The organism is Candidatus Zixiibacteriota bacterium, from assembly GCA_026397505.1.
Lineage (GTDB): Bacteria > Zixibacteria > MSB-5A5 > GN15 > PGXB01 > JAPLUR01.
Genome location: JAPLUR010000110.1, coordinates 13,583 through 35,391 on the forward strand (window position 1 = coordinate 13,583; position 21,809 = coordinate 35,391).

The 21,809-nt window shown below is 48.4% G+C and carries 20 protein-coding genes; 15 read left to right on the plus strand and 5 right to left on the minus strand.

The genetic code is table 11. From position 1 onward, the window contains the following. Nucleotides 1-5: 5 nt before the first annotated feature. The 7 genes from buk to NT002_11320 all read left to right on the plus strand — a co-directional run bounded on the left by buk (nucleotide 6) and on the right by NT002_11320 (nucleotide 5,710). Nucleotides 6-1,073, plus strand: a complete 1,068-nt coding sequence (gene buk / locus NT002_11290; GenBank protein ID MCX6829847.1) for a butyrate kinase — start codon at nucleotides 6-8, stop codon at nucleotides 1,071-1,073. A 10-nt stretch (nucleotides 1,074-1,083) separates the two neighbouring features. Beyond that, nucleotides 1,084-1,983: a phosphate acyltransferase gene (locus NT002_11295; GenBank protein ID MCX6829848.1), complete on the plus strand. Its 900-nt coding sequence runs from the start codon at nucleotides 1,084-1,086 to the stop codon at nucleotides 1,981-1,983. Continuing rightward, nucleotides 1,980-2,891 (plus strand): phosphate acyltransferase, encoded by a 912-nt coding sequence (locus NT002_11300; protein MCX6829849.1) that lies wholly within the window; start codon nucleotides 1,980-1,982, stop codon nucleotides 2,889-2,891. The genes NT002_11295 and NT002_11300 overlap by 4 nt, the downstream gene beginning before the upstream one ends. A 28-nt stretch (nucleotides 2,892-2,919) precedes the next feature. Further along, a complete protein-coding gene (locus tag NT002_11305; protein MCX6829850.1) occupies nucleotides 2,920-3,402 on the plus strand; it encodes a tryptophan-rich sensory protein in 483 nt (160 codons plus the stop codon). A 34-nt stretch (nucleotides 3,403-3,436) separates the two neighbouring features. Further along, nucleotides 3,437-3,847 (plus strand): rhodanese-like domain-containing protein, encoded by a 411-nt coding sequence (locus NT002_11310; GenBank protein ID MCX6829851.1) that lies wholly within the window; start codon nucleotides 3,437-3,439, stop codon nucleotides 3,845-3,847. 169 nt (nucleotides 3,848-4,016) lie between these two features. Continuing rightward, a complete protein-coding gene (locus NT002_11315; GenBank protein ID MCX6829852.1) occupies nucleotides 4,017-4,616 on the plus strand; it encodes a PEP-CTERM sorting domain-containing protein in 600 nt (199 codons plus the stop codon). Nucleotides 4,617-4,837: 221 nt separating this feature from the next. Next, nucleotides 4,838-5,710, plus strand: a complete 873-nt coding sequence (locus tag NT002_11320; protein MCX6829853.1) for a YihY/virulence factor BrkB family protein — start codon at nucleotides 4,838-4,840, stop codon at nucleotides 5,708-5,710. On the opposite strand, the gene NT002_11325 is transcribed toward NT002_11320, so the two are convergent. The 3 genes from NT002_11325 to NT002_11335 all read right to left on the minus strand — a co-directional run bounded on the left by NT002_11325 (nucleotide 5,626) and on the right by NT002_11335 (nucleotide 11,415). Beyond that, complete coding sequence (locus tag NT002_11325) at nucleotides 5,626-6,294, minus strand: hypothetical protein (GenBank protein MCX6829854.1); 669 nt, start codon at nucleotides 6,292-6,294, stop codon at nucleotides 5,626-5,628. The genes NT002_11320 and NT002_11325 overlap by 85 nt on opposite strands. After that, complete coding sequence (locus NT002_11330; GenBank protein ID MCX6829855.1) at nucleotides 6,285-8,924, minus strand: dockerin type I domain-containing protein; 2,640 nt, start codon at nucleotides 8,922-8,924, stop codon at nucleotides 6,285-6,287. Before NT002_11330 ends, NT002_11325 begins: the two co-directional genes overlap by 10 nt. A gap of 238 nt (nucleotides 8,925-9,162) precedes the next feature. Then, on the minus strand, nucleotides 9,163-11,415 hold the full coding sequence (locus tag NT002_11335) for a carbohydrate binding family 9 domain-containing protein (protein MCX6829856.1): 2,253 nt from the start codon (nucleotides 11,413-11,415) through the stop codon (nucleotides 9,163-9,165). Between the two features lie 137 nt (nucleotides 11,416-11,552). On the opposite strand from NT002_11335, the gene ilvC reads away from it, so the two are divergent. From ilvC to NT002_11370, 7 genes are all read left to right on the plus strand, one after another. Beyond that, nucleotides 11,553-12,503 (plus strand): ketol-acid reductoisomerase, encoded by a 951-nt coding sequence (gene ilvC / locus NT002_11340; protein MCX6829857.1) that lies wholly within the window; start codon nucleotides 11,553-11,555, stop codon nucleotides 12,501-12,503. 138 nt (nucleotides 12,504-12,641) lie between these two features. Next, complete coding sequence (locus NT002_11345) at nucleotides 12,642-14,636, plus strand: peptidylprolyl isomerase (protein MCX6829858.1); 1,995 nt, start codon at nucleotides 12,642-12,644, stop codon at nucleotides 14,634-14,636. After that, nucleotides 14,633-15,442 carry a hypothetical protein gene (locus NT002_11350; protein ID MCX6829859.1) on the plus strand — a complete coding sequence of 270 codons (810 nt, stop codon included), beginning with the start codon at nucleotides 14,633-14,635 and terminating at the stop codon, nucleotides 15,440-15,442. Before NT002_11345 ends, NT002_11350 begins: the two co-directional genes overlap by 4 nt. A gap of 204 nt (nucleotides 15,443-15,646) precedes the next feature. Then, nucleotides 15,647-16,210, plus strand: a complete 564-nt coding sequence (locus NT002_11355; protein MCX6829860.1) for a hypothetical protein — start codon at nucleotides 15,647-15,649, stop codon at nucleotides 16,208-16,210. 143 nt (nucleotides 16,211-16,353) lie between these two features. Further along, on the plus strand, nucleotides 16,354-17,337 hold the full coding sequence (locus NT002_11360; GenBank protein MCX6829861.1) for an RES family NAD+ phosphorylase: 984 nt from the start codon (nucleotides 16,354-16,356) through the stop codon (nucleotides 17,335-17,337). A 172-nt stretch (nucleotides 17,338-17,509) separates the two neighbouring features. Then, nucleotides 17,510-17,992, plus strand: coding sequence for an adenosine-specific kinase (locus NT002_11365; protein MCX6829862.1), 483 nt, complete (start codon nucleotides 17,510-17,512; stop codon nucleotides 17,990-17,992). A 62-nt stretch (nucleotides 17,993-18,054) separates the two neighbouring features. Then, complete coding sequence (locus NT002_11370; GenBank protein ID MCX6829863.1) at nucleotides 18,055-18,558, plus strand: GNAT family N-acetyltransferase; 504 nt, start codon at nucleotides 18,055-18,057, stop codon at nucleotides 18,556-18,558. A 158-nt stretch (nucleotides 18,559-18,716) separates the two neighbouring features. Here the strand turns inward: NT002_11370 and NT002_11375 are convergent, their stop codons facing one another. Both NT002_11375 and NT002_11380 read right to left on the minus strand, forming a co-directional pair. Next, nucleotides 18,717-19,199 (minus strand): DUF2934 domain-containing protein, encoded by a 483-nt coding sequence (locus NT002_11375; protein MCX6829864.1) that lies wholly within the window; start codon nucleotides 19,197-19,199, stop codon nucleotides 18,717-18,719. A 255-nt stretch (nucleotides 19,200-19,454) separates the two neighbouring features. Beyond that, nucleotides 19,455-20,654, minus strand: a complete 1,200-nt coding sequence (locus NT002_11380; protein ID MCX6829865.1) for a metallophosphoesterase — start codon at nucleotides 20,652-20,654, stop codon at nucleotides 19,455-19,457. Nucleotides 20,655-21,035: 381 nt separating this feature from the next. On the opposite strand from NT002_11380, the gene NT002_11385 reads away from it, so the two are divergent. After that, nucleotides 21,036-21,809: M23 family metallopeptidase (locus tag NT002_11385; GenBank protein MCX6829866.1), on the plus strand; the 774-nt coding region annotated here is incomplete at its 3' end.

Sequence of the window (21,809 nt, forward strand, 5' to 3'; positions counted from 1 at the left end):
AAGCAATGGAAGAAATAATCATTGTTATCAACCCCGGTTCTACTTCCACCAAAATGGCCCTCTTCCGCGCGAAGGAGAAATCAGCCGAGACCAATGTTACCCATTCCTCGGAGCAACTGGCTGCTTTCGACAATGTCGCCGACCAGTTCGAGCTGCGGATGAAAAATATTGATGAGTGGCTGGCGTCACAGAATATTGATCAAAAAAGAGTCGTTGCGGTGGCCGGACGCGGCGCCCCGCTTCGTCCCCTCGAGGGCGGCGCTTACCGGATAAATGAGAAAATGCTCGATGACCTTCATCATATGAAATACTCCAACCATGCCTCCAATCTGGGTGCCATTATCGCCGACCATCTCGGCCGACGATATAAAGTGCCGGCGGTCATTGTCGATCCGGTAACGGTCGATAATTTCACCGACATGGCGCGGGTCTCGGGGATTCCCGAGATTGAGCGCAAATGCCGTTCGCATGCCCTCAATATCAAAGAAATCTGTCGGCGTCACGCGGCGAAGATTGACCGCAGTCTCGAGCAGTGCAATTTCGTGGCGGTGCATATGGGGGGCGGCATATCGGTAGCGGCGGTGGAAAAAGGGAAAATTGTCGATGTCAACGATGCTCTTCTGGGCATGGGGCCGTATTCGCCCGACCGCGCCGGTGCCCTGCCGATCGGCGCTCTGGTCAAACTGGCCTTCTCCGGTAAGTACACCGAGAAAGAGTTGATCGATAAGCTTTCGCGCAAAGCGGGACTGCTTGCCTATATCGGGCAGTCCGATCTGCGCGAAGTCGAGAAAATGATCGATTCCGGCGACAAAAAGGCCGAGCTCTATTTCCGGGCCATGGCCTACCAGATTGCCAAGGAGATCGGCGCCTGCACTGTCGTGCTGAAGGGTAAACTTGATGCTATCATCCTTACCGGCGGAATGGCCAATTCAAAAAGATTGGTGGATATTCTGAAAGAATATATTTCTTTCCTGGGTGAGGTAATTGTCGTGCCGGGCGAGTTCGAGATGGAGGCTCTGGCGGCCGGCGCCCTGCGCGTGATCGAGAAAAAAGAGGTTCCCAAAGATTATTGACAGGTAAATTATGGCCTATCCTTATGACTTCATAAGTTCTTCGGATGAGATCATATCCTCGGGGGCAAAACTCTCGGCCGGAGGCAAAAGAAAAATGGTGGCCGTGGCCGCGGCACAGGATGTTGATGTTCTCGGCGCGCTGTCATCGGCAGAGGCCGAGGGGATTCTCGATGCCACCCTGTTCGGTGATAAGACGCTGATTGAAAAAATGGCCGCGGACGGCAATATCGATATTTCCCGAATGACAATAGTTGCCGAACAAGATGTCAATAAGGCCGCATATGCCGCCGTAAGAATGGCCGCCGAGGGAAAGGCCGATGTTATCATGAAAGGATTTGTCTCAACCTCGACCCTTCTGAAAACGGTCCTCTCCAAAGATTTCAACCTCCGCACTAAGAACACCCTTTCACATGTCGCGGTGCTCGATATTCCCGGTTACGGCAAGCTCCTTTCCATGAGCGATGGCGGCATGGTGGTCAAACCGGATTTGGAGCAGAAGCTGCAGATTATGGAAAATGCCATCCTCATATCCCGGGCGCTGAAACTGAACCATATCCGTGTGGCGGTCTCGGGAGTAAACGATAATGATACTAAAGCTTTTCTTGGCCGCGCCAGAGAGCTTCATATGCCCGATCTCGAACTGAAAGGCCCTCTTACTTTCGACCGAGCCGCCGGCCGAGGCGGCGATACCGATATTCTCATTTCCGCCTCTATCGAAGAATGCAATATTATAGCCAAGGCTCTGATCAATTTTGCCGGGGCGGTATTTGCCGGGGTCATTGTCGGCGCGAAAGTCCCGGTGAGCCTGGTCTCACGCACTGATACCATCAAGAATAAAAAAGCCTCGGTCTCCCTTGCCTGCCTTATCGCCGACTACTATCAGAAATCGGGGTACGGAGTTGTCCAATGAACGCCTGCAAATCATTTACCGATATTCAGACCGCCGCCCGTGAAAAAGCGGGATCCGGTAATCCTCTCCAGCTTGGCATTATTTCTCCCATCCAGCAGAAGGTTTTGGAAGCCGCAGTCAGGGCCGGGAAAGGGGGACTTGTCTTTCCGCAATTCCTCGGCAAGAAGAGAGATATTGAAGATATCGCGCGAGTGGCAAAACTCAACCCCGACGATTTCGGCATTATTGAAAGCACGGATCCGATTGCCGATGCCCTTGCTCTTGCCAACTCAGGCAAGCTGGATATTCTACTCGTCTGTAACAACGCCATCTCGGATTTTGTATCAGCGGCAAACAAGGATTCCTCCGGTTTTATTTTTAGAGGGACTCAGGCTACTCATGTTACTCTTCTGATCGTTCCCGGATACCATAAAATGCTTTTTGTCGCCGACGGCCTTATGGTGCAGCCACTCGAAATTACCCAATCCATCTCAATAGTGCAAAATACGGTGACCGTCGCCCGGAAACTGGGTGTGGCTCTGCCGAAAGTGGCGCTTCTGGCGGCGGTGGAGGCAGTTTCGCCCGCCATGCCGGTCACTATGGCGGAAGCTGTCATTGCCAAGATGGCCGACCGGGGACAGATAAAGAATTGTGTTATCGATGGCCCGCTCTCTTTTGACTGCGCTATCAGCGCCGAGGTGGCGCAGCATAAGGGGATAAAAAATTCCCCCGTGGCCGGCGACCCGGACATTTTTATCGGACCCACTTTGGAGACGGCTGATGGGATATTCAAGGCCCTATCGCTCTATGCCAAAGCTGAGTCGGCCGGGGTGATTTTTGGCGGGAAGGTTCCCGTGGCCACCGAATACGAAATCCAATCGGTTCAGGATATTGTCAATTCCATCGCCCTGGCCGTGTTATTGAAATAAATTTGAAAACGTATTAGTATTTGTGAGCATAACTCTTTCAGATATTGCCAAACTGATTCTCTGTGTCGTAATCTGCCAGCTGGCCGGAGCGATCGGCTCTATACCGAATGTCAATTCAATCCCTACCTGGTATGCCACTCTGAATAGACCATCATTCAATCCCCCCAACTGGATTTTCGCCCCGGTCTGGATTACCCTTTATTTCCTTATGGGTATCGCCGCCTTCTTAGTCTGGAATAAGGGATTGGATACGCCCGGTGTGACCACCGCTCTGATCCTGTTTGTCGTTCAATTAATTCTTAATGCCCTATGGAGCTGGATATTCTTCGGCTGGAAACAAATATTCCCGGCCTTTATCGAGATTGTAATACTCTGGATAATGATTCTGGTGACCATGATTCAATTTTTCAAAATATCTGTCCCTGCCGGAATCCTTCTTATTCCTTATATATTATGGGTGAGTTTCGCCTCCATCTTGAATTTCAGCCTTTGGAGACTGAATAGAATCTGATGGGACAAGAAAAATAAAACCTGGAATTTTGATTATGGCAGGCAGACGGATCAATTTCGGATTTGTGGCAATAATCGCAGTTATAATTGCCCTTGCCATATATGCCTTCTTTGCGAAAAGAGAATCACCAAATATCGCTCCTGTTCAACTGAAAAGCATGATTGATTCCAAATCGCAGTTCAGGCTAATTGATGTCCGCCAGCCCTCCGAATTTACCGGTGGGCATATCGCCGGGGCTGAGCTGCTGCCCCTTAGCGATATTCAACAGGGGAAGTATAATCTTGATAAAAGCGACACTATTATTCTCTATTGTCGCAGCGGTCGCCGCAGCGGCATTGCGGCCAAAATTCTGAAAGACTCCGGCTATGAATATGTCAGAAACCTTGAGGGGGGAATACTTAAGTGGGAATATGGCCTGGTTTCGGACTCCTCCAGCGCTGAATAATTGTGACAAGAATATGCATCAGATTGCAGCAAATTGCTATCAGGTTACTCATATTTCGCGATCAAAAATCCCTTTCCTGTCCGTTATATACTTGTCTTTCAACGCATTAATATTGCGGCACAAGAATTGCTTTCTAATTGGCACTATTAATATATTAACGTGTGGAGTTATGCGTAAAACCATTCTAAAACTGTTGCTTTGCTTCGTCGTGGTGGCCGTGCCGGCAAAAATCTGGGCCACCCCTATGATGGTTGAGCATATCTACAACGATTGGTTGTTTCAGGAGGATAGCCACCGTTACATGTACTCTTCCTATGTCGATTTCTTCGACAATACCCCCAGCGGCATAACCGCCGGGTATAGGTTCGGGACCGATCCCACGCTGCAGCACGAGTTAACTTGGGGACATTCGCTCCCCTCGGATCTTCGTGTTCCGCCGGGCCGGGTCTTAAGAGCCAAGTTGTGGATCGATGCTGCGAAAGTAGATGCGAGCAATAACTATGTCAGGATTCAGGAGACATTGGACTGGAACCCGCTTAACCGGTGGGGTGATGACAATAGCACCTACGATCTGACAAATGTTACTGTAGCCGATTTCTGGAATAATAGTCCGCTCACAGCTAACATTCGTGCCGGAGAAATGAGACTGTGGATTTATCATGCGGCTTTGATGGTTGATTACCGTCCGACCGCCGTTCCGGAACCGGCCACGATGGCCCTCTTCGGTTTGGGATTGACCGGCCTCGGTCTTCTCCGCCGTAGGAAATAACACGATCCCAAGTTCGGGTAACCACCAGAGGCGTAAGCTCCTGGTGGTTTTTTTTGCCCAAAATCCCATTTAATCTTTGTCGTTTCCGGAATTCTCCTGTTAACAAATGGCAGAGTCTTACCTGGTTCGGTTGACCTTTAACCCGACTCCCCTTATATTGTCGCCATTGCGATTGAATCCGATTATTGCGGCGAAAAATTAGTGACACAGTGAAAAACCCGGTGCTCAAATATATTCTGGAATTCCTGCGCCATTATTTCGGTGGGCTATATCAGCGCATCGATCAGCATCATCTCTTCCTGCTCAGCGGCGGGCTGGCCTTTTCTCTTTTTGTCTGTATCATCCCCTTTGTCCTTATCATTTTCTCGGCGTTGGGGAATATTCTGGGAAGTTCCTCGCTGGAGACACAATTGAATGCCTTTGTCGATAAAATCATTCCCTACGATAAGTACGGCGCCTTCGTGAAAAAATTAATTTTCGACCGCGTGGAGGAGTTCAAGGTTTACAAGAACATCGCCGGAATAGTCGGCGCTGTCGGGCTTTTTCTGGCCGCCAGCGGCCTTTTCAGCAGTATGAGGACCATTCTCAACCGCGTCTTTGTCATCGATAAGGGGAAGCAGATACTAATCGGCAAGCTGCGCGATTTCGGGATGGTTATTCTGGTGATCGGCTTCTTCCTCGTTTCAACCGCCATCCTGCCCGGTCTCGGTCTTCTCAAAGGGGCGGCCGCCAAAACCGAGCTTCTGAAGTGGTTCCGTTTCAGCGAAGTGCAGAGCATTGTCTTTGCCGTGGTTTCTTATCTCGCCATTTTTGCCGCCTTCTTCACTCTCTATTATCTGGTTCCTTATGCCAGAATGCTTGTCAGGGTTCCGGCCCTGAGCGCTTTCTGGGCGGCTCTGTTCTGGGAGATTGCCCGGAGAGTATTCGGTTACTATATCACCAATTTCGCCTCGTTGAAACAGATCTATGGTACTTATGTCCTGATAATTGTGGTCGCTTTCTGGATTTATTACTCTTCAATAATATTCATTCTCGGCGCCGAAATCGGCCAGTTGTACCGCGAACGGCTATCCCGCGCCCATCCCACTAATTGACGCATATCAATTCTTTGGCTTGTAAGTCTAATTCCTTGTCTCTTAACATGATAACATTTTTTGAAGGGTGCGGAAAGGGGAACGAAGCCGACACTAATACGCCCAAGCGCATATACCACAATAAGATGTGAAATTTGGCTTTGTTTTCCGAAATTTTGTATCCTTTCCAGCGCCGTATTGATTTCCTGTTTATTCGTTGCCGGAGAATGGATTGGGTGGTCGGAAGAGAGGTCGGCAAAATGGGTTCGTTTCCCCATTTCTAAAGGATTCCTTTCTTCGTTCTGGTTGATGAGGGGGGGAGTTCGTTTCTTCATTTTTGTATTCTTTTGTAGTGATCTTGTAGCGGTTTTGGGGCCGGTTGATTTTTGGGCGTTGGCCTGGTTGGCCAAGAGTTGTTTTTGGCTAATAGACATATAAATAATCACTCCTTCTATATAAGGGGGGAGTGCCAAAATCACCATCGATTCGATAGTGATTTTGTAAAGTGAGAGGCGGCGGCCAAAGACCCAGCGGAACGATGAAAAAGGGCGAACACGCCGGTTCGCCCCTACACAATATTTTGGCTCATTTGCCCTTACAGGCACCCGATCTTTGGCGACGGGCCACCCTTGTATAGGAAATTTATCAAGTATGTAATATCCTGAATGTTTACGATACAATTACCATTGATGTCACCTACAAATTTCGGCACAGGGCCGGGCGGAATTTTATTATAGAGATAATTGATTAAGAAAGTGACATCCTGGATATTGACCAGCCAATCGCCGTTGGCATCACCCAGTTTCCAGGTGCGGAAATTGAGGGTATTGGACGAATAGGTATATCGCCCGGTTTTATCGGTCGCCTTCACTTTCCACCAATATCTGGTTGCGAATAAAAGGCTATCGGCCAACTGATAAGAATTGGATTGAATGTTTTCAATAGTGCGGAGATAGAGGAAATTGCTGTCCAGAGCAATATACAAGGTATAATGAACCGAATCGAGCGGATCCGGGTCGGATGATGCCAGCCAGTGGAATTGTGGGAGCATTTGGAACACGGTTCCGGTTGTTTCGGGCAGAGGATTGATATTGAATAAGCCGGGCGGTTCTTCGACCGCATTCACCCAGAAGGATTTGATGGATGACCAGGGCGAATTTTCATATTGGTCATACGCGCGAGAACGCCACCAATATTTCCAATTCTCATTAAGGGACTGGAAAACCTGCCAGCCGGTCGAATCTATCCCTTCCGGAAAGCCCGATACACCATACTCATTCAACTGGCCAAATGCAGAATCATTGACTACCGCGAATTCGTAATTGATAGTGTCATTTTCGGCATCGGTCGAGTTGTGAACATAGAGAGTTGGGGTAGCGGTGTTGACAATAGCCCCGCTATCCGGCCAGGCCAATACCGGCACCGTCGGCACCGAGTTCATGCGAAACGTGGTGTCATACCAGAGCGACCAGAACGAGCCATTGTGCACACGCAGGCGCATATAATAGGTAGCCCCGTCAACAAGCGGCGCACCGGTATAAGTGACAAAGGTATCGGCGGAGGCTACCGGCGCCGGGTTCCACATTTCGGAAAAGGCCCAATCGGAATCAGTGCCAACAGCAATGAGAAAGCTGTCTTGTAATAGACTTCCAAGATCACGATAATCCCAGTATATTGTAGGGGTATTAGATAATACATGGAGTATATGATTGCCCTGAATGCCGTACCCAGCCAAATAAGGCCCGCAGGCGACATCATAGGCACCTATCAATTGGCCACAACTATTGTTGCTTGGTGCGCAAGGGGAACTGGTATTTATATGAAAATTTTTATTAGCAGTATCACAAAATAAAGGATCGAGTGAAATATTGCCATTTTGACCAAATTGTGCGGCTATGCAATCCACCCAGTTTCCGCTATCATTACCATATATATTTGAACAAGATAGGTAGGGGCCGCTAAGGCTCTCAAAGCAAAATATGCCAACACCAGATTTAGTGTTTGCCACTATCGAATTACTTATGACAGGCGCAGAAGAGCAGAAAATTGAACCCCCGGGCCCCCACCATCCCCACGCAACTCTATTGTCATAAAATAGACAATGATCAATAACACAATTGCCATTGCCCAAACTCATGGCAGCGCCGCTGTACTCGTAAGTTGAATAATTATACTCAAAGGTGCAATATTCTATTATGGACGATTGAGATCCACAACTTACAGCTCCTCCGTTCCTCGCGTAATTTGAGACAAAATTATTTCTGCTCATGGCGAACCAATTGCACAGCCCCATACTTATAGCACCAGCATCGCCGTCCCATGCGCAATTGGACATAAAATTGCAATCTGTAATAATACTCGTATCACACTGTGCGCTAAAGATGGCTCCGCCCGCCATATCGGAATTATTTCGATCAAATCGTGAATAGCTAATCACTAGCGTGCCATATCGCTGGCAAATTGCGCCGCCGAACCCAGCTTCCTCATATGACTCCGAATAACATCCATTGTCAGTAAATTCGCAGCTATCAATATTCAAATATGATGAGATGCTAAAAATACCACCACCGGAACCATTATCAGCAAAATTCTCCCTAAAGTGACATTTGCTGAAAAACAATTGTGAATTGAGGCAATAAATGCCACCGCCAAATGTAAGTCCTACTAATGGCCTAAGATTTTTGGTATTGCGCAGTGCCCTTTTCGTTGCCGAATCGCCTGTTCGGTTGTTTTGGAAAGTGCAATTGACAAATATTACAGTTGCGTTTTCTATGCGCATTCCTCCACCGTAATGACCCATCCATTGATCACGTACAACACAATTATCGATTGTTGCCGATGAATTATGCAGAATAAATGCGCCGCCATCAGTCCAGCCCATTGTATGCGGATTTGCAGTTATAGAAAATCCGGAAATATGTAGCGTTGTGTCTTCTCCGCTATTTATAATAAATCCGGTATAAGTATCTTCGCCGTGATCGACAAAAATGATAGTAGAATCCGGACCAGCACTGGAAATAATTATCAGCAATTTGCCTTGAGTGCTTATATTATGATTTCCATCACCAGTGTATGTCCCCGGTGCCACCAGCACTGTATCCCCGTTCCCCGCAACGTTTATCCCCGCCTGTATAGTCGGCTGGTCGGCGGGAACGTGAATAGTGGCCGCAAATGCATTGCTCGTGCTCAGAAACAAGAAGCCGAGCAGAATCCAAATAAATGATATCTTGCCCATATAAATCCCTCGTACGAGAAATTGCAGGTAAATATTAACCTGTAATCAATATAAGCCCAAATCGGCACAACGCAAGCCATTTCTGCCGGATAAAAGAGTATATTGGTTGGGTATGACAATCACCCGCCCAGCGTTCCAGCGCTTTATTGGGTATGTCAGGAGCTTTACGCTCATGACAAAACCGCGTCAGGTCTGCAAGAGACCTGACCTACAAAGTCTAAGGGGTCGCCCCTACATGCTATACCCGGAATAAGTACTGAAACTTCAGGAAAAACTGCTGCCGGGTATTCGTCAATTGTCTGTCGGGGATATCATAATCATGGTACCCGTGCGAGGAACCGACATAGAATATCGTGAACGGATTTATCTTATAACTCAATAGCGGCTCAACGTTCAAATTCTTATCGAAATCATCGTACTCTACAATCAAACGGAGCATCAGCTCCCGGGTGAACTGGTACTTGAGACTGTTGCGGAAAATATAGCCGTTGAAAATATCTTCCTCACGATCAGGATACTTCATCCGGGCATAATTGATCTCCGGGCTTATCACTATCCTCTGAATCGGCCGGAAAGAGGCCGACATATGCGCCGTGAACATCCGTCCCAATACCGGTGTCTCCAGGTTGCGGGCAATCCGGTTTCCCCACTCCAGGGCACCATCAATAGCGAGATACCGGCTGAAATTACTCGAGATATCGATAGTCCCGCCGTTTATACCGGGGAAATAGATATTCTTATATGTCTCGCGGCTCCAGACATAGGAAATATTCAGCTCGGTCATGCTTTTGAAAAGAATTCGCAGCATCGGCATGACCCATTCATCTTTGCGCTCTTTCCGGAAATTCCAGAGCCGCGCAATATCTATCTCGGGCGTAATCTCATCGATCAAGGCGCCGTTGGGTCGGAAAAAGAGACCGCTCCAGAGTTCAATCCGGCGCAGGTCATTGCGGGTACTAAAACCATTATCGGTTCGAAAAGTGGGGCTGTATTCAACGTAAGTCAGATTGGCGTTCCAAAGCCTGGCGTCACGCACAAGCGTGGCAAAGACCGCATGTCCCCAGTAAGTCTCGCCATCGAGCGCGACCGTATGAGCGCCGGCGAAAAATTTATCTTCCACATCGGCCGTCAACTCCGGCTTATTCGGTTCCCCAATCCGGCTGGCCAGCAACTGCAGGTTGAGACGATAATTACGAAAGAATCTCAACGAGCTTTCGGTACTTAAGAGCGCCCCCGATCCGCCGTCATCGAAATTCCGCAGGGTGGCCAGCGCTCCGATGTAAGAATCCTCCAGCAGTGACTGCTTGATCCGGAAAACATTGGAGGTACTCTTGCCGTTCTGAACGAAAACACTTCTTTCGCTGAGCGGGATGATTATCGGGCTCGATTTATCGCGGGCGCCGAAATAAGCGACGCTGGTGCGCCCCAATTGCGCCGTCATCTTGCCCGCTATCTCCGGTTCGTTGATAGAACGGGTATAAACGGCGTTTACCCAGGTGCTGTAAAGGTCGCTCCCCTCCTGAAAAAACGGCCGACGTTCCTCGAAGAAGAGGGCGAAATTGGAATTGACATCAATTTGCCCCGGATCGGATTCCACCTGACTGAAATCGGGATTCACGGCCAGGTCAAAAACGATATTGGAGGAAGCCAGCGCACGCATATTCAGCGAAAGCTCTCCTTTGGCATTATCATTGTGAAAGGGCGAACGGGGATTTGTATCATCAGTAATATAGCCGGCCTGAGAGGCGGTCAGCGCCGGAAGAACCTCGAAATTGCTTCCCGCTTTGACATTCTTGATTCCTTTCAGAGTTCCGAATTGGCAGGGCCAGCATGGTACATCCCGGCTGAATGAGGCCCAGGTCATCTGATAGCGGCTTTCGCGGGGCATATTGCGCCAGAAAGTTGCCCGCCAGTTCTGCTCCGCCTGATCGGGGAAACGAAGACTGCTGAACGGGATGGAAACCTCTACCTGATATCCCGAGTCGGTGACTTTTCCTTTGGAATAAAAGACTATATCAAAGGTTGCATCCTCACTACCGTTCTGGTTCCAGCGCAAATCGCCCTGGATGCCGAGCGGATTAAGAAATATTTCATAAGCCCAGGTGCCGTTGCCATAGGTGTCCAGTACCATGCCGATATAGTCATCGTTGAATATCTCATCCCGGTCACGCATCGAGGCCCTGACCGCGTCGGGCGAATCGTAGGCGATAAAAGCCAGATAGAGATGATTTTCATCATATCCTGTCAAAACTTTCGTTTGAACCGGCGGTCGTACCTGATCGCCGGGATTGTCCTCGGCGAAATTCGAGGCCACCGCCGCCTCACGCCAGGCCGGGTCACTCAAATCGCCGTCAATTTTGATCTCGCTGGTGAAAAGCGGCATATCAAGAACTGGTTTCATATTGGGATGAAAAGATGAATCGGTCTGGGTCCAACCGGTGACCGTCAGCAATCCCAGGGCCATCAGTGCCAATATCGATTTGAACAACATATCGCTCCGCTGCTAGAAAGTTGCATTTCTGTCATTTCGTCCGGATTAGGGACGACATAATCTTCCCTACGCAATACCGCACAAAAGGTTTCGGATTGCCATTTGGAGGAAAATAACGATTGTTGTATATTATTCAAGTGATACGGAAAACAAAAATTGCCGTTCTGGGGTATGGTTCTCAGGGGCGTGCCTGGGCGCTTAACCTGAAAGACTCCGGGCATGATATCATTATCGGTCTGCGCCCCGGCTCAAAATCACGGAACGCCGCCCGGCGCGAGGGGTTCCGGCAGATCGCCGCTCTCCCGAATACGGTAGCATCAGCCCAGGTGATTGTTTTCGCCTTTCCTGACCATCTCCATAGTAAGGTTTTCGATAAAGATATCAGGCCGCATCTTCAACCGGGGAGTACTTTGATTTTTCTGCATGGCCTGTCAATCCATTTCAAAACTGTCAACCCGCCCCGAAATTGCGACATTATCCTTCTGGCGCCGCTGGGGCCGGGGAATGCAGTCAGGGAAAAATATATCAATAATGAGCCAATTGGATTTTTCTATGCGATTCATCAAGACTACTCCGGCAAAGCCGAAGCGACTGTTAATATGTTTGTGCGCGCTTTGAAAATCGACCGCAGAGCGCTGATCAAAACCACCTTCGCCGAGGAGGCGGTCGGCGATATTTTCGGCGAGCAGGCAGTCCTGTGCGGCGGGCTCTCCCAGTTGATCAAGGCCGGGTATGATACGCTGGTGGAATCAGGATTGGCGTCCGATAAGGCTTATCTTGAGGTCGCTTATCAGATTGATTTGATCGTGGAATTGATAAAGAAATATGGCATAGAGGGGATGCTCCGCCGGATTTCGGTCACCGCACGTCTCGGTTCGATTCTGGCCGGCCCGAGAATTATTGACCGCGGCGTGAAAACCAGAATGAGAAGACTGCTCGGGGAAATTCGGGGCGGAAAATTTGTCAGAACCCTCGACTCTCTCGAACCCGCCAGGCTTAAAAGGCTTGACCACCGATTGAAGGATCTTTCGTCACCGTCATTTGAAAAATCCGCCCGGAAATTTTCTTCACAAAAGAAAAAGAAATAATCTCCCCGGTTATTGCTCTCTCCCGGATCATCTCCCTGTTTTTAGTTGACGCTTCCCCAAATTCTGCTAAATTTTCATCTATAACTCGGTTAATCAATTTGCCCTTTGATGGCATACAGATTATAAGGCGGTGGCGTCATGAGAAAAGCGGGAATAGTCGGACTGGTGCTCCTCTTAATTGTTATCGCTGTAGCTCTTTTCTATTACGACATACTTAACCTTCGCGGCAGCAAGGATGATATCATTGCCGCCATAATCGAATACGAGGATACCCGCCGCGCTCCCGACCGCCTGATAAGTTTTCTGAGCGATCCCGATCCGGAAATCCGCGCCCGGGCGGCGCTGGCGGTGGGAAGAATCGGCGATCTTGGCGCCGCCGATCATCTTTACCATCTTCTGGCTGATTCCTCGGTTGAAGTTGCCCGGACCGCCGCATTTGCGATCGGCCTGACCGGCGAGAAAAAGTTTGCCTCACAACTGCTGGAACTGGCGGTCGGTTTCGAGCCGGAACGGCTGGCTGCCACAATCGAGGCGGTCGGGCGGCTCACCGATTCGGGCATGACCGATATTATCGATGAACTTGCCAAATATCTTGATAACCCGGATCATCTGGTCCGCGAACAGGCGGCCTACGCTCTCTGGCGCGCTGGTGGAAAAGGAGCCGCCGCACGTCTGGCCGCTGTTGGTCGGAGCGACCCGGTGCGCTCTGTGAAAGTTGCCTGTCTCTATGCCCTGAATCGTTTGGGGATTCCCGAGCCGGTCGATTTATACTCCGAATATCTCCCCGATAGCGACCCCTTTGTCCGCTCGCTGGCGATTCGCGGACTGGCTCTGGGCAAAGATGATACCAAAACCTTCCTGGTGGCGGTCGGCCTCAATGACAGAGACAACAACGTTGTCTCGCAAGCAATCTCCTCATTGACCGCTATCGGAACACCGCGGGCAATCGGCTATCTGGCCGCACGATACGAGAGCGAGACCGATGAAAAACTGAAAGTACAACTGCTCGAATCTTTCGCCCGGCTCAAAAGCGATACGATTGCCGAACAGGTGAATGCCGAAATCGATTCCTGCGAGAACAGCAATATCATCGGAGCCGGAATTATCTATCTGGCCAAAGTCCGGGGAACCGAGTCAATTGCGCTCATTGATACGCTTCTCGCACTGAATGATGACCGTATCAATGTCAGCATTGCCCAGGCGCTTTCGGAAATCGGCGGCGAATTTGTCAAGCCGCGCCTTGCGGCTCTTTTCAAGGATATTAATCCCGGCGTGCGCGCCGCCGCCTTTGAGGCGCTGGCCAAAACCGACCCGGTCAATATCGATTATTATCTCAACAGCGCCCTCGATGACACCGATTTGGCAGTCATCTCGCAGGCGGTCGATAAAATCGGCCAGTCGAAATCCAAAGATTACCTTCCCCGCCTGATGGGAATAATGAAACAACAGGGGACAGGTACCGATTTGAAACGCTCCGTAGTTTCCGCCGCCGGGGAGTTTCTCAATGCAAGCATAGTCGATTCGCTGGCCGAGGATATTCTATATCACGGCCTTCAGGACAAAGATTATCTGGTCAGCCGTGAGGCGGCCCTGATTTATAAAAACAAACTTGATGATGACAAAACTGCCTATATCAATAAACCTTCCGGCTTAATCAGCAAAAGAGAAATCAAATCCTTTATCACCAAATATAAAACCAATCCCAGAGCGATAATCAGCACCGGCCGGGGCGATATTGAAATAGAATTGTACCCCGATATTGCTCCGCTCACGGTCTATAATTTCATCAAGCTGGCCCAGGATAAATTTTACGACAATCTGACATTCCATCGGGTGGTGCCGGCATTTGTGATACAGGGGGGCGACCCGCGCGGTGACGGTTCCGGCGGGCCGGGATACAATATCCGCTGTGAGTACAGCGACAAGCCGTTTGAGCGGGGTGCGGTAGGGATTGCCACCTCCGGTAAGGACAGCGGCGGCTCGCAGTTCTTTATCATGCTTGGGGCGGCGCCGCACCTTGATGCCCGTTATACCCTTTTCGGCAAAGTGACCGCCGGGATGGATACCGTCGATAAGATTGTCCGGGGTGATACCATAAAGAATATTCGAATCATTGAGGAGAAGCAAAAATGAGAAAAGTGATTCCTTTATTGATATTCCTGATACTGGCCGTCTCGGCCGTCGCCGCCACTCAGGATAGTGCCAAATTGACTCAAATTATCGACCGGGTGCTGGCGATAGATCGCGCCCAAAATGAATTTATAAAGGACATCACTTTTGATGTTGTCTCTTACGAAAAGAGTGTCGGGAGTGACGGTAAAGTCAAAGAGACCAAAAAATACCTCAAGAGAGTTTATATGAAAAGGCTTGAAGGGGGTAAGTACGGCTATCATGAGGATTATCTGGATTACTATATTGATGGTGTCAGGCAGGACAGTAAAGATTTGGACAAAATGGCTCAGGAGAAAGCGGAAAAGAAGAAGAAACGTGGCGGCAAAGATATCGCCTTCGATATGTTTGCACCGCTCAAACCGGAAAACAGCAGTCTCTACATTGTGACCTATGAGGAGATTTCGCCGAAGGCGGTTGATGGTGTCACCTGTTATTTGGTGCGCGCCGCCGCCGACAGCACCAGTGCCCCCGAGGGGGTTCTCGATACTCTGGTCAATTGCCTCTATTATATCGATACCGCCTCGTACCATATTGTGCTGGCGGAGTTTGCCCCGGCCAAACTGGTGAGTAAGTTCATGTTCAAGATGAGCACGCTCGATATGTCGATAAATTATGAACCGTACAGCGATTCGCTCTGGCTTCCCTATCGGTTTCATATTCGCGGCAAAGCGAAAGCCATGTATTTCATGGGGATCAATTTCGAGGGTGAGGAGGATTACACCAACCCGGTAATCAACGCCGATATAAGCGACAGCCTATTCCAGTAGGGCACGAGTCCTGCGCTCGTGCCGATTCTTTGTGCTTTGAGGGAGAAACGATATTGTGAAATTGAAGGGTGAATATGGAGAATAAAATGATGTCAGGATCGAAGACGATCCTGACCTACCCGGCTTCTGGCATCGATTATTTAGAAAATGTAAGGGGATTGTTGCCTTCTCATAACAGGGATAACTTTTTGGTGCGTATAATTTATGACTGACGAAGAGCGGGAGATATTAGAGCTATTCTGCAAGCGTGTGGATGAAGTCGCAAAGTCCTCCATTTACAAGGATGGTGGGAGAGAAATATCCCTGAATTTAAAGGGAGATGCAAAGGGCAATGTCGCATTATCTATGTCTGTGCCTGATAAAGAAGTGTTACTGAGCTTGGTTACTAAATTGCGTCAGTTCTATATGCCTAAGGAGTCTATATATTTCCGAAAAGTATATAACATAGTATGGAAACACTTATCCTCGGCGTCGGAAGAAGAGAAGGAATGTGCAAAATCGGCGATGGCAACTTTCAAGCAGATAACGGAAGTTGGATGGTTTGAATTCCGTTTCAATAATGTCAAACTTACACCAAAAGATATAATTGATATCTGGTTTAATGGTAACATATTTCATGCGGATAAAACCCGGGTAAAACAGTTTGAATTACTTGCAGCATCGAATCTTGGCCCATTTGTAGAATACCAATTTATATCGACAATATGTGACTTGGCAGGCTTAATGACCTATTTTGGTTCTTTTATCCGAGCAAGGCTTTTGAAATAGGCTATTGATTTATGTTAGTGGTGGGTAGTTTCCTGGCATGCCATCTCATCGTTATGCCATATTTTTATACTGGCGGACTAAAGCAAAATTCGGTGTTATACAGACTCTTCGCATCCATATCGATAAAATTGTGATTAGAATTTATGAAAAAAATTGAACGTCTTATTAAAGAAATCTCTGCCGATATCTGCTATTGCTACAATTGTCAGCCATATGAAGGCGGTGAACCATTTTGGATATTGGGTGAAAGGACGGATTTGGAGGAACTCTTTGATGATTATGATGTACCGGAAGATAAACGCAATGAAATTGCCGATGCAATGAAGTGTCCCTGGTGTGGTACACATTTTCAGAGGGGAATCGAAGTTGGAATTAAAACGAAATCGCGTCGTGAACTAGAGAAGAAACTCACCGTCTGGAGGAATCGATACGCAAATGATTTTGAGGATTTTGCAGCTTTCTTGGAGAAATTTCCTTACCTTGGCATTAAGCATACAATTGGCAAGAAGATTATAACGAATTTGTCGACTTTTCCCAAGAAAGATATAAAGGATGATAAATGGTTTCGTGCCCGCACAATTGTAGGTAGTAAACGTTTGAGTTGCGCGGACTTTAAGGCTCCCGACCAAGAAGTCGTAAAGATACCAGAGGGTCGTTTTAATCATTATGGGCAAAGCCATTGGTATTTGGCTAGTACCGAATATGGTGCCGCTTACGAAGCTGCTAGTTACAACGACGATATCCTATGGGTACAATGTGTCAATATCCGCTACGCGGTCGACATTCTCGATTTGCGCGTGTCAGATTATGAAACGGATTTAGGTCTACCCGTTCTGGCCACAGGAATTATATTTTCGAGCATAATTCGACGCGATGTAATACACGACCGCAATTGGAAACCAGAGTACTTTGTCCCACGATTTATCGCAGATTGTGCAAAACTCCACTCTTTTCAGGGAATCCTCTTTGACAATGATAAATTCCACGGCGCGAACCTTGTATTGTTCCACCCGGACAGAGTTGATTATGAGTTTATAGAAAATCCAAGATTCCTAGAAATTCCAAGGGTTGGAACGGATCAAACCAAAAATGAGGAAGCTGATCCCAATGCTGATCCGATTTTCTGACAAACGGATTGTCCTAGTGTCTCATGATAATATAGTGCCGTAGGGCAGAACCCCCGACGAAGTCGTGCGGTTCTGCCATTTTGCCTGTCCCACAAAAAACCTTGATAATTCAAACCCCTCCCGCAATATTACCGGCGTAAGAATGAATATAATCATATTGTGAGGAGCCGATATGAAAACCAAAGAAATCGCCGTTCAATTCCCCCCCGATTCCAGTTTCATTTTCGGGCAGACCCACTTCATCAAAACGGTCGAGGATATCTATGAGGTGATGGTGGGCATATCAACCATGGTCGAATTCGGCATCGCTTTCTGCGAGGCCTCGGGGCCCTGCCTGATCCGTTCCGATGGCAACAACGAAGAGCTTATCAAAGCCGCCGAAATCACCGCCTTTGATATTGCCTGCGGCCATACCTTTGTCATTTTCATGCGCAACGCCTACCCGATAAATTTCCTGCCCCGCCTGAAAATGGTGCCCGAGGTCTGCCGGATATTCTGCGCCACGGCCAACCCGGTGCAGGTGATAATCGCCGAAATCGAGCAGGGGCGCGGCGTTTTGGGCGTGGTCGATGGCTTCATGCCGAAAGGAATCGAGAGCGCCGAAGACAAACAGAAACGGCACAAATTCCTTCGCGATATCGGGTATAAAAGGTAGTGCCGTAACCCGTCAGGTCACACCTCTGTCCTGGCGGAAAATACAATGGGAAAAGCGACCGTATGACTGAATTATTCCGATGCGGACATTTTGTTGTCAGACCAATTACAGAGCATAATATAGAATCCACCCTGAAGGTCTATCAACAATCCGAGGATTTCCTTTCGTTGGGCCCCAACCCCCAAGCTTCCATTCAAATGGTATATAGTGATATGGAATGCTCAGAAAGGGCAAAAGGGCTTTTCTGCGGCATATGGAATATTTCAGGAACGCATTTGGGGATCCTCGATTTTGTTCCGGAAATAAGAGAGAAAACCGCTTTTGTTACTTTGCTCATGATTGCCAGGCCGTACAGAAACAGGGGAATCGGTGCCGACATCGTAACCGCCTTATGCCAATACCTCGTCGCGTCACGAGCGATCAAGACCATCGAGTCAACGGTACAGATCAATAATGAAAGGGGTATCAAATTTTGGAAAAAGTGCGGTTTCCACATGTCGGAGCAGGCGGAGCCGCAGGCCGATGGTACAACAACATTCCGGCTGAGACTGGAATTGCCGGTATGAGGGTCTGAGCAACTTTACGCCAGTGCCCCACCCGCCACGGCGGGCTGTGGCTAGGCCCCAACCATCTATCAGTACATCAGATTATTATAATGTACATTCGAATCGCACGGCGTATCGATAGGCCCCGGAGTATTTTCACGAAAGACCGGTTATACGGCTCAGGTCAGTTGCTCTTCAGCCTCCCGAACGATCTTTTCCGCCTCGAGCCAGTCGTGCATATCATCGCCGTAGGTATATCCCCGTTTCTCGAACATCGAATAGGCCACTTTTTCGACCAGCCGCTGCGGGCTCTTCTCGCCGTACAATTCGATCCGCGCCTCGGTGCCGTCTTTGGCCTGCACGCGAAGCATTCTGTCATCGCCCCGGTCATCCTGTTCGAGAACGATTCTGGTCGGCTCCTTTATCGACATCACCGGCTCCAGCATTTTCTCCGGGTCCCAGCGTCCGGCAAAAAGTTGGACACCGTCAATTATCCGCCCCTTTTTCTCCAGGCCTATTCCGAGTAGAGCCAAATTGTTGAATAATCGGCTCTCACCTTTGCTTTTATCGATGATGCTTACATTGGCCAGACGATACTGATTGGTCGAGTTGAAATTCCTGCAGAATTTCGACCAGCTGTTTCTACTAATCTCTTTAACCATAAAATCCTCCTTGATTGGTCTTCAGCTCGTGCTCAAAGCTAATCCAATCGTGATTTAAAAGCCGCCGGTTTCCCGACGGCTTAATATTGGTAAGCCTATTCTCTCTCTTAAGCAACATAAAAATCCGAAATATGCTATTTCTACCATCCAAATCAATTTCCGATGAAATTATGGCCGATCAAAGGCCATGAAATCTTATTATTTATTCGGCAGAGAGCGGATTTCCATTACCTTAAAATGGATTTATTCATCCTTTTAGGTTCTTGAAATCAGTTCTATGACAGGCGCTTCCGGCGGACACCCCAACCGGAACGGAAACCAGTGACCGATTCCCGAGGAAAGATACAACTGCGAACTCCCTCTCTCATATCTGCCCCAGAGATACCTTCCCGGCATAAACGGACTGAAGAAACTCCGGCCTCCAAACCCCACTTGCCCCCCATGTGTGTGCCCGGAAAGTGTCAGCTCGATCCCCCTTTCGGCGGCTATCTCGAACCCCTCCGGTCGGTGGGATAGAAGTACCCTGAAAGCTCCTTCCGGAGCACCGGCAATTGCGCGGCCGATCGTATCGCGAAGGACTGGTGTGTTGTCGTAGCGGAGCCGGTGTGGATCATCGGCCCCGGCCAAATAGAGCGGGACACCATTAATATATATCGTTGTGCCATAACTTTTTAATAGCGGGATGGCACTCTTCTCAAAAATGCTCAAAACTTCAGTTATTCCCCTATAATATTCATGATTTCCCAGGCAGGCAAAGGCTCCATATTTCGGTTTTGAGGCTTCGACCATCTTGAGAACTTCAGGCAGCAACGACAAATCGTCGGCAATGTCACCAGTGATTAAGATTAAGTCCGGCTTGAACTTATCGGCATTTTCGAGAATTTTTTCCAGATCATCAAGGAATTTATAAATGCCCAAATGTAAATCTGTCAAATGCAGGATTTTGAATCCGTTAAGTTGTTGTGGGAGATTATTATAAATCATGGCCCGAAGATATACCCGGGTTTCCTGAAAAGCCCGCGCCACTCCGCTGGCCCCCATCGAAAGGGTGAGCAGGGGCAAAGCCGCCGCCGCGCCTTTAAGGACGATTCGACGGTTAGGATCCGGTTCACTACCCCCTTTTTCCGCCTGCTTTTTCTTCCTTTTTTCCAACAAGTGATGTGCGAAATTGAGAATTCCCGAAATCGGAAGCGACAGGGTCAGCCCCAACATCAACACCAGACTTATTGCCACAGTCAACGAGGCAATTCGGCCGACCAATTGAAAACGGTAATAGCTGGTCCCAAACCAGACAATAATTGACAACATTCCGAATAGCGGAAGGAAATATGCACCCCAGCGGACAAACTTATGTTTCCACCAGACCCGGTTTAGAGTCCGGATAAGGAGAATCTCCAGAATCGAGAAGATGGTCAGAACCACGAGGCTGAATATCAGAGGATAAAGACCACTCATAATGTCTTATTATATATCTTCTTTCAAAAATTAGCTACGCCGGAAATAAAGAATCTCCATTTACCAATTGTAATATTTTCGCTTGACAAACATGGAATTAATTGTATATTTATGGTAACTCTTTGGGACGAATTGATTTGTCAATGTCGACCCGACCCCTCTACTACCTTCTTTATCTAATAATTAATTCGATAGTGTTATAGCCTTCCCGCAATATCCCGAAATGAAAGGGATATTTTAGAAATAGCGGACTCGTATTTGCAAGAATTCTTCATATCAGGCAACTATATATGTACAACATGATAATCATCCATGATAGAAATTGATTATCCGTTAATTACATCCCCTTGACGGATTAATTTTTAGAGCAAAGGAGTCAAAATGCCACGAAAACTAATGAAACTGCTGTTGCTGCTGTCAGCAATGACAGTGTTCGCGGTTTCCCTGAACGCCCATCCCTGGCCGGTCTGGCCGGACAGCTCTTATCATCAGATTATGCAATTATATGGATTGTGGTTCGGCGTGGACGATCAAAGCTCTCCACCTGGTATGCACAACGGAACAGATATTGTTGTTCCCTTCATGACACCGGTATATGCCGTTCAATCCGGATATGTCAAGGCTGTCTTAACCATTGTCGACGAATTGGTGAGCCCGGTTATAGCGGCCTCTTATTGGCGGATCGTGATCGCTGATTCCTCCGGAATTCAGCCCTGTGACGGTTGGATGTATGCCCATGTTGATAAATATTCCATCGCCGTTACGGTCGGACAATGGGTCGAAACCGGGGATTCGCTGGGATGCGTCGCCAGCTGGTATAACTACGATTTTCCCAGCCACCTGCATCTTTCAGAGGTTCATTATTATGGTACTGCGTCGCATTGGACTAATTGGAACGGCTGGGAATTTGTCGGCAATCCGCTGGATAAAATCGATAATGTCAATGACACGATTCTTCCGGTTCTCGAGACTGCTTACAATAGTCAATTGCTAGCCTTCTGTGCCAATGAGACCAGTAACTATTTCGAGGAGGGCGTTGCACTCAGCGGCGACGTGGATATTATCAGCAGGGCGTACGACAACCACAACTGGGATTCCTGGAAAAATATTCCATATAGTCTAGAATACAGTATCAGCGGGGACTCCTCGATTCCC

What these genes read in the sequence shown, in the direction of transcription:
- buk (MCX6829847.1), top strand. Translation starts at nt 6, where the DNA reads ATGGAAGAAATAATCATTGTTATCAACCCCGGTTCTACTTCCACCAAA.
- NT002_11295 (MCX6829848.1), top strand. Translation starts at nt 1,084, where the DNA reads ATGGCCTATCCTTATGACTTCATAAGTTCTTCGGATGAGATCATATCC.
- NT002_11300 (MCX6829849.1), top strand. Translation starts at nt 1,980, where the DNA reads ATGAACGCCTGCAAATCATTTACCGATATTCAGACCGCCGCCCGTGAA.
- NT002_11310 (MCX6829851.1), top strand. Translation starts at nt 3,437, where the DNA reads ATGGCAGGCAGACGGATCAATTTCGGATTTGTGGCAATAATCGCAGTT.
- NT002_11315 (MCX6829852.1), top strand. Translation starts at nt 4,017, where the DNA reads ATGCGTAAAACCATTCTAAAACTGTTGCTTTGCTTCGTCGTGGTGGCC.
- NT002_11330 (MCX6829855.1), bottom strand. Translation starts at nt 8,924, where the DNA reads ATGGGCAAGATATCATTTATTTGGATTCTGCTCGGCTTCTTGTTTCTG.
- NT002_11335 (MCX6829856.1), bottom strand. Translation starts at nt 11,415, where the DNA reads ATGTTGTTCAAATCGATATTGGCACTGATGGCCCTGGGATTGCTGACG.
- NT002_11345 (MCX6829858.1), top strand. Translation starts at nt 12,642, where the DNA reads ATGAGAAAAGCGGGAATAGTCGGACTGGTGCTCCTCTTAATTGTTATC.
- NT002_11350 (MCX6829859.1), top strand. Translation starts at nt 14,633, where the DNA reads ATGAGAAAAGTGATTCCTTTATTGATATTCCTGATACTGGCCGTCTCG.
- NT002_11355 (MCX6829860.1), top strand. Translation starts at nt 15,647, where the DNA reads ATGACTGACGAAGAGCGGGAGATATTAGAGCTATTCTGCAAGCGTGTG.
- NT002_11360 (MCX6829861.1), top strand. Translation starts at nt 16,354, where the DNA reads ATGAAAAAAATTGAACGTCTTATTAAAGAAATCTCTGCCGATATCTGC.
- NT002_11365 (MCX6829862.1), top strand. Translation starts at nt 17,510, where the DNA reads ATGAAAACCAAAGAAATCGCCGTTCAATTCCCCCCCGATTCCAGTTTC.
- NT002_11370 (MCX6829863.1), top strand. Translation starts at nt 18,055, where the DNA reads ATGACTGAATTATTCCGATGCGGACATTTTGTTGTCAGACCAATTACA.
- NT002_11375 (MCX6829864.1), bottom strand. Translation starts at nt 19,199, where the DNA reads ATGGTTAAAGAGATTAGTAGAAACAGCTGGTCGAAATTCTGCAGGAAT.
- NT002_11380 (MCX6829865.1), bottom strand. Translation starts at nt 20,654, where the DNA reads ATGAGTGGTCTTTATCCTCTGATATTCAGCCTCGTGGTTCTGACCATC.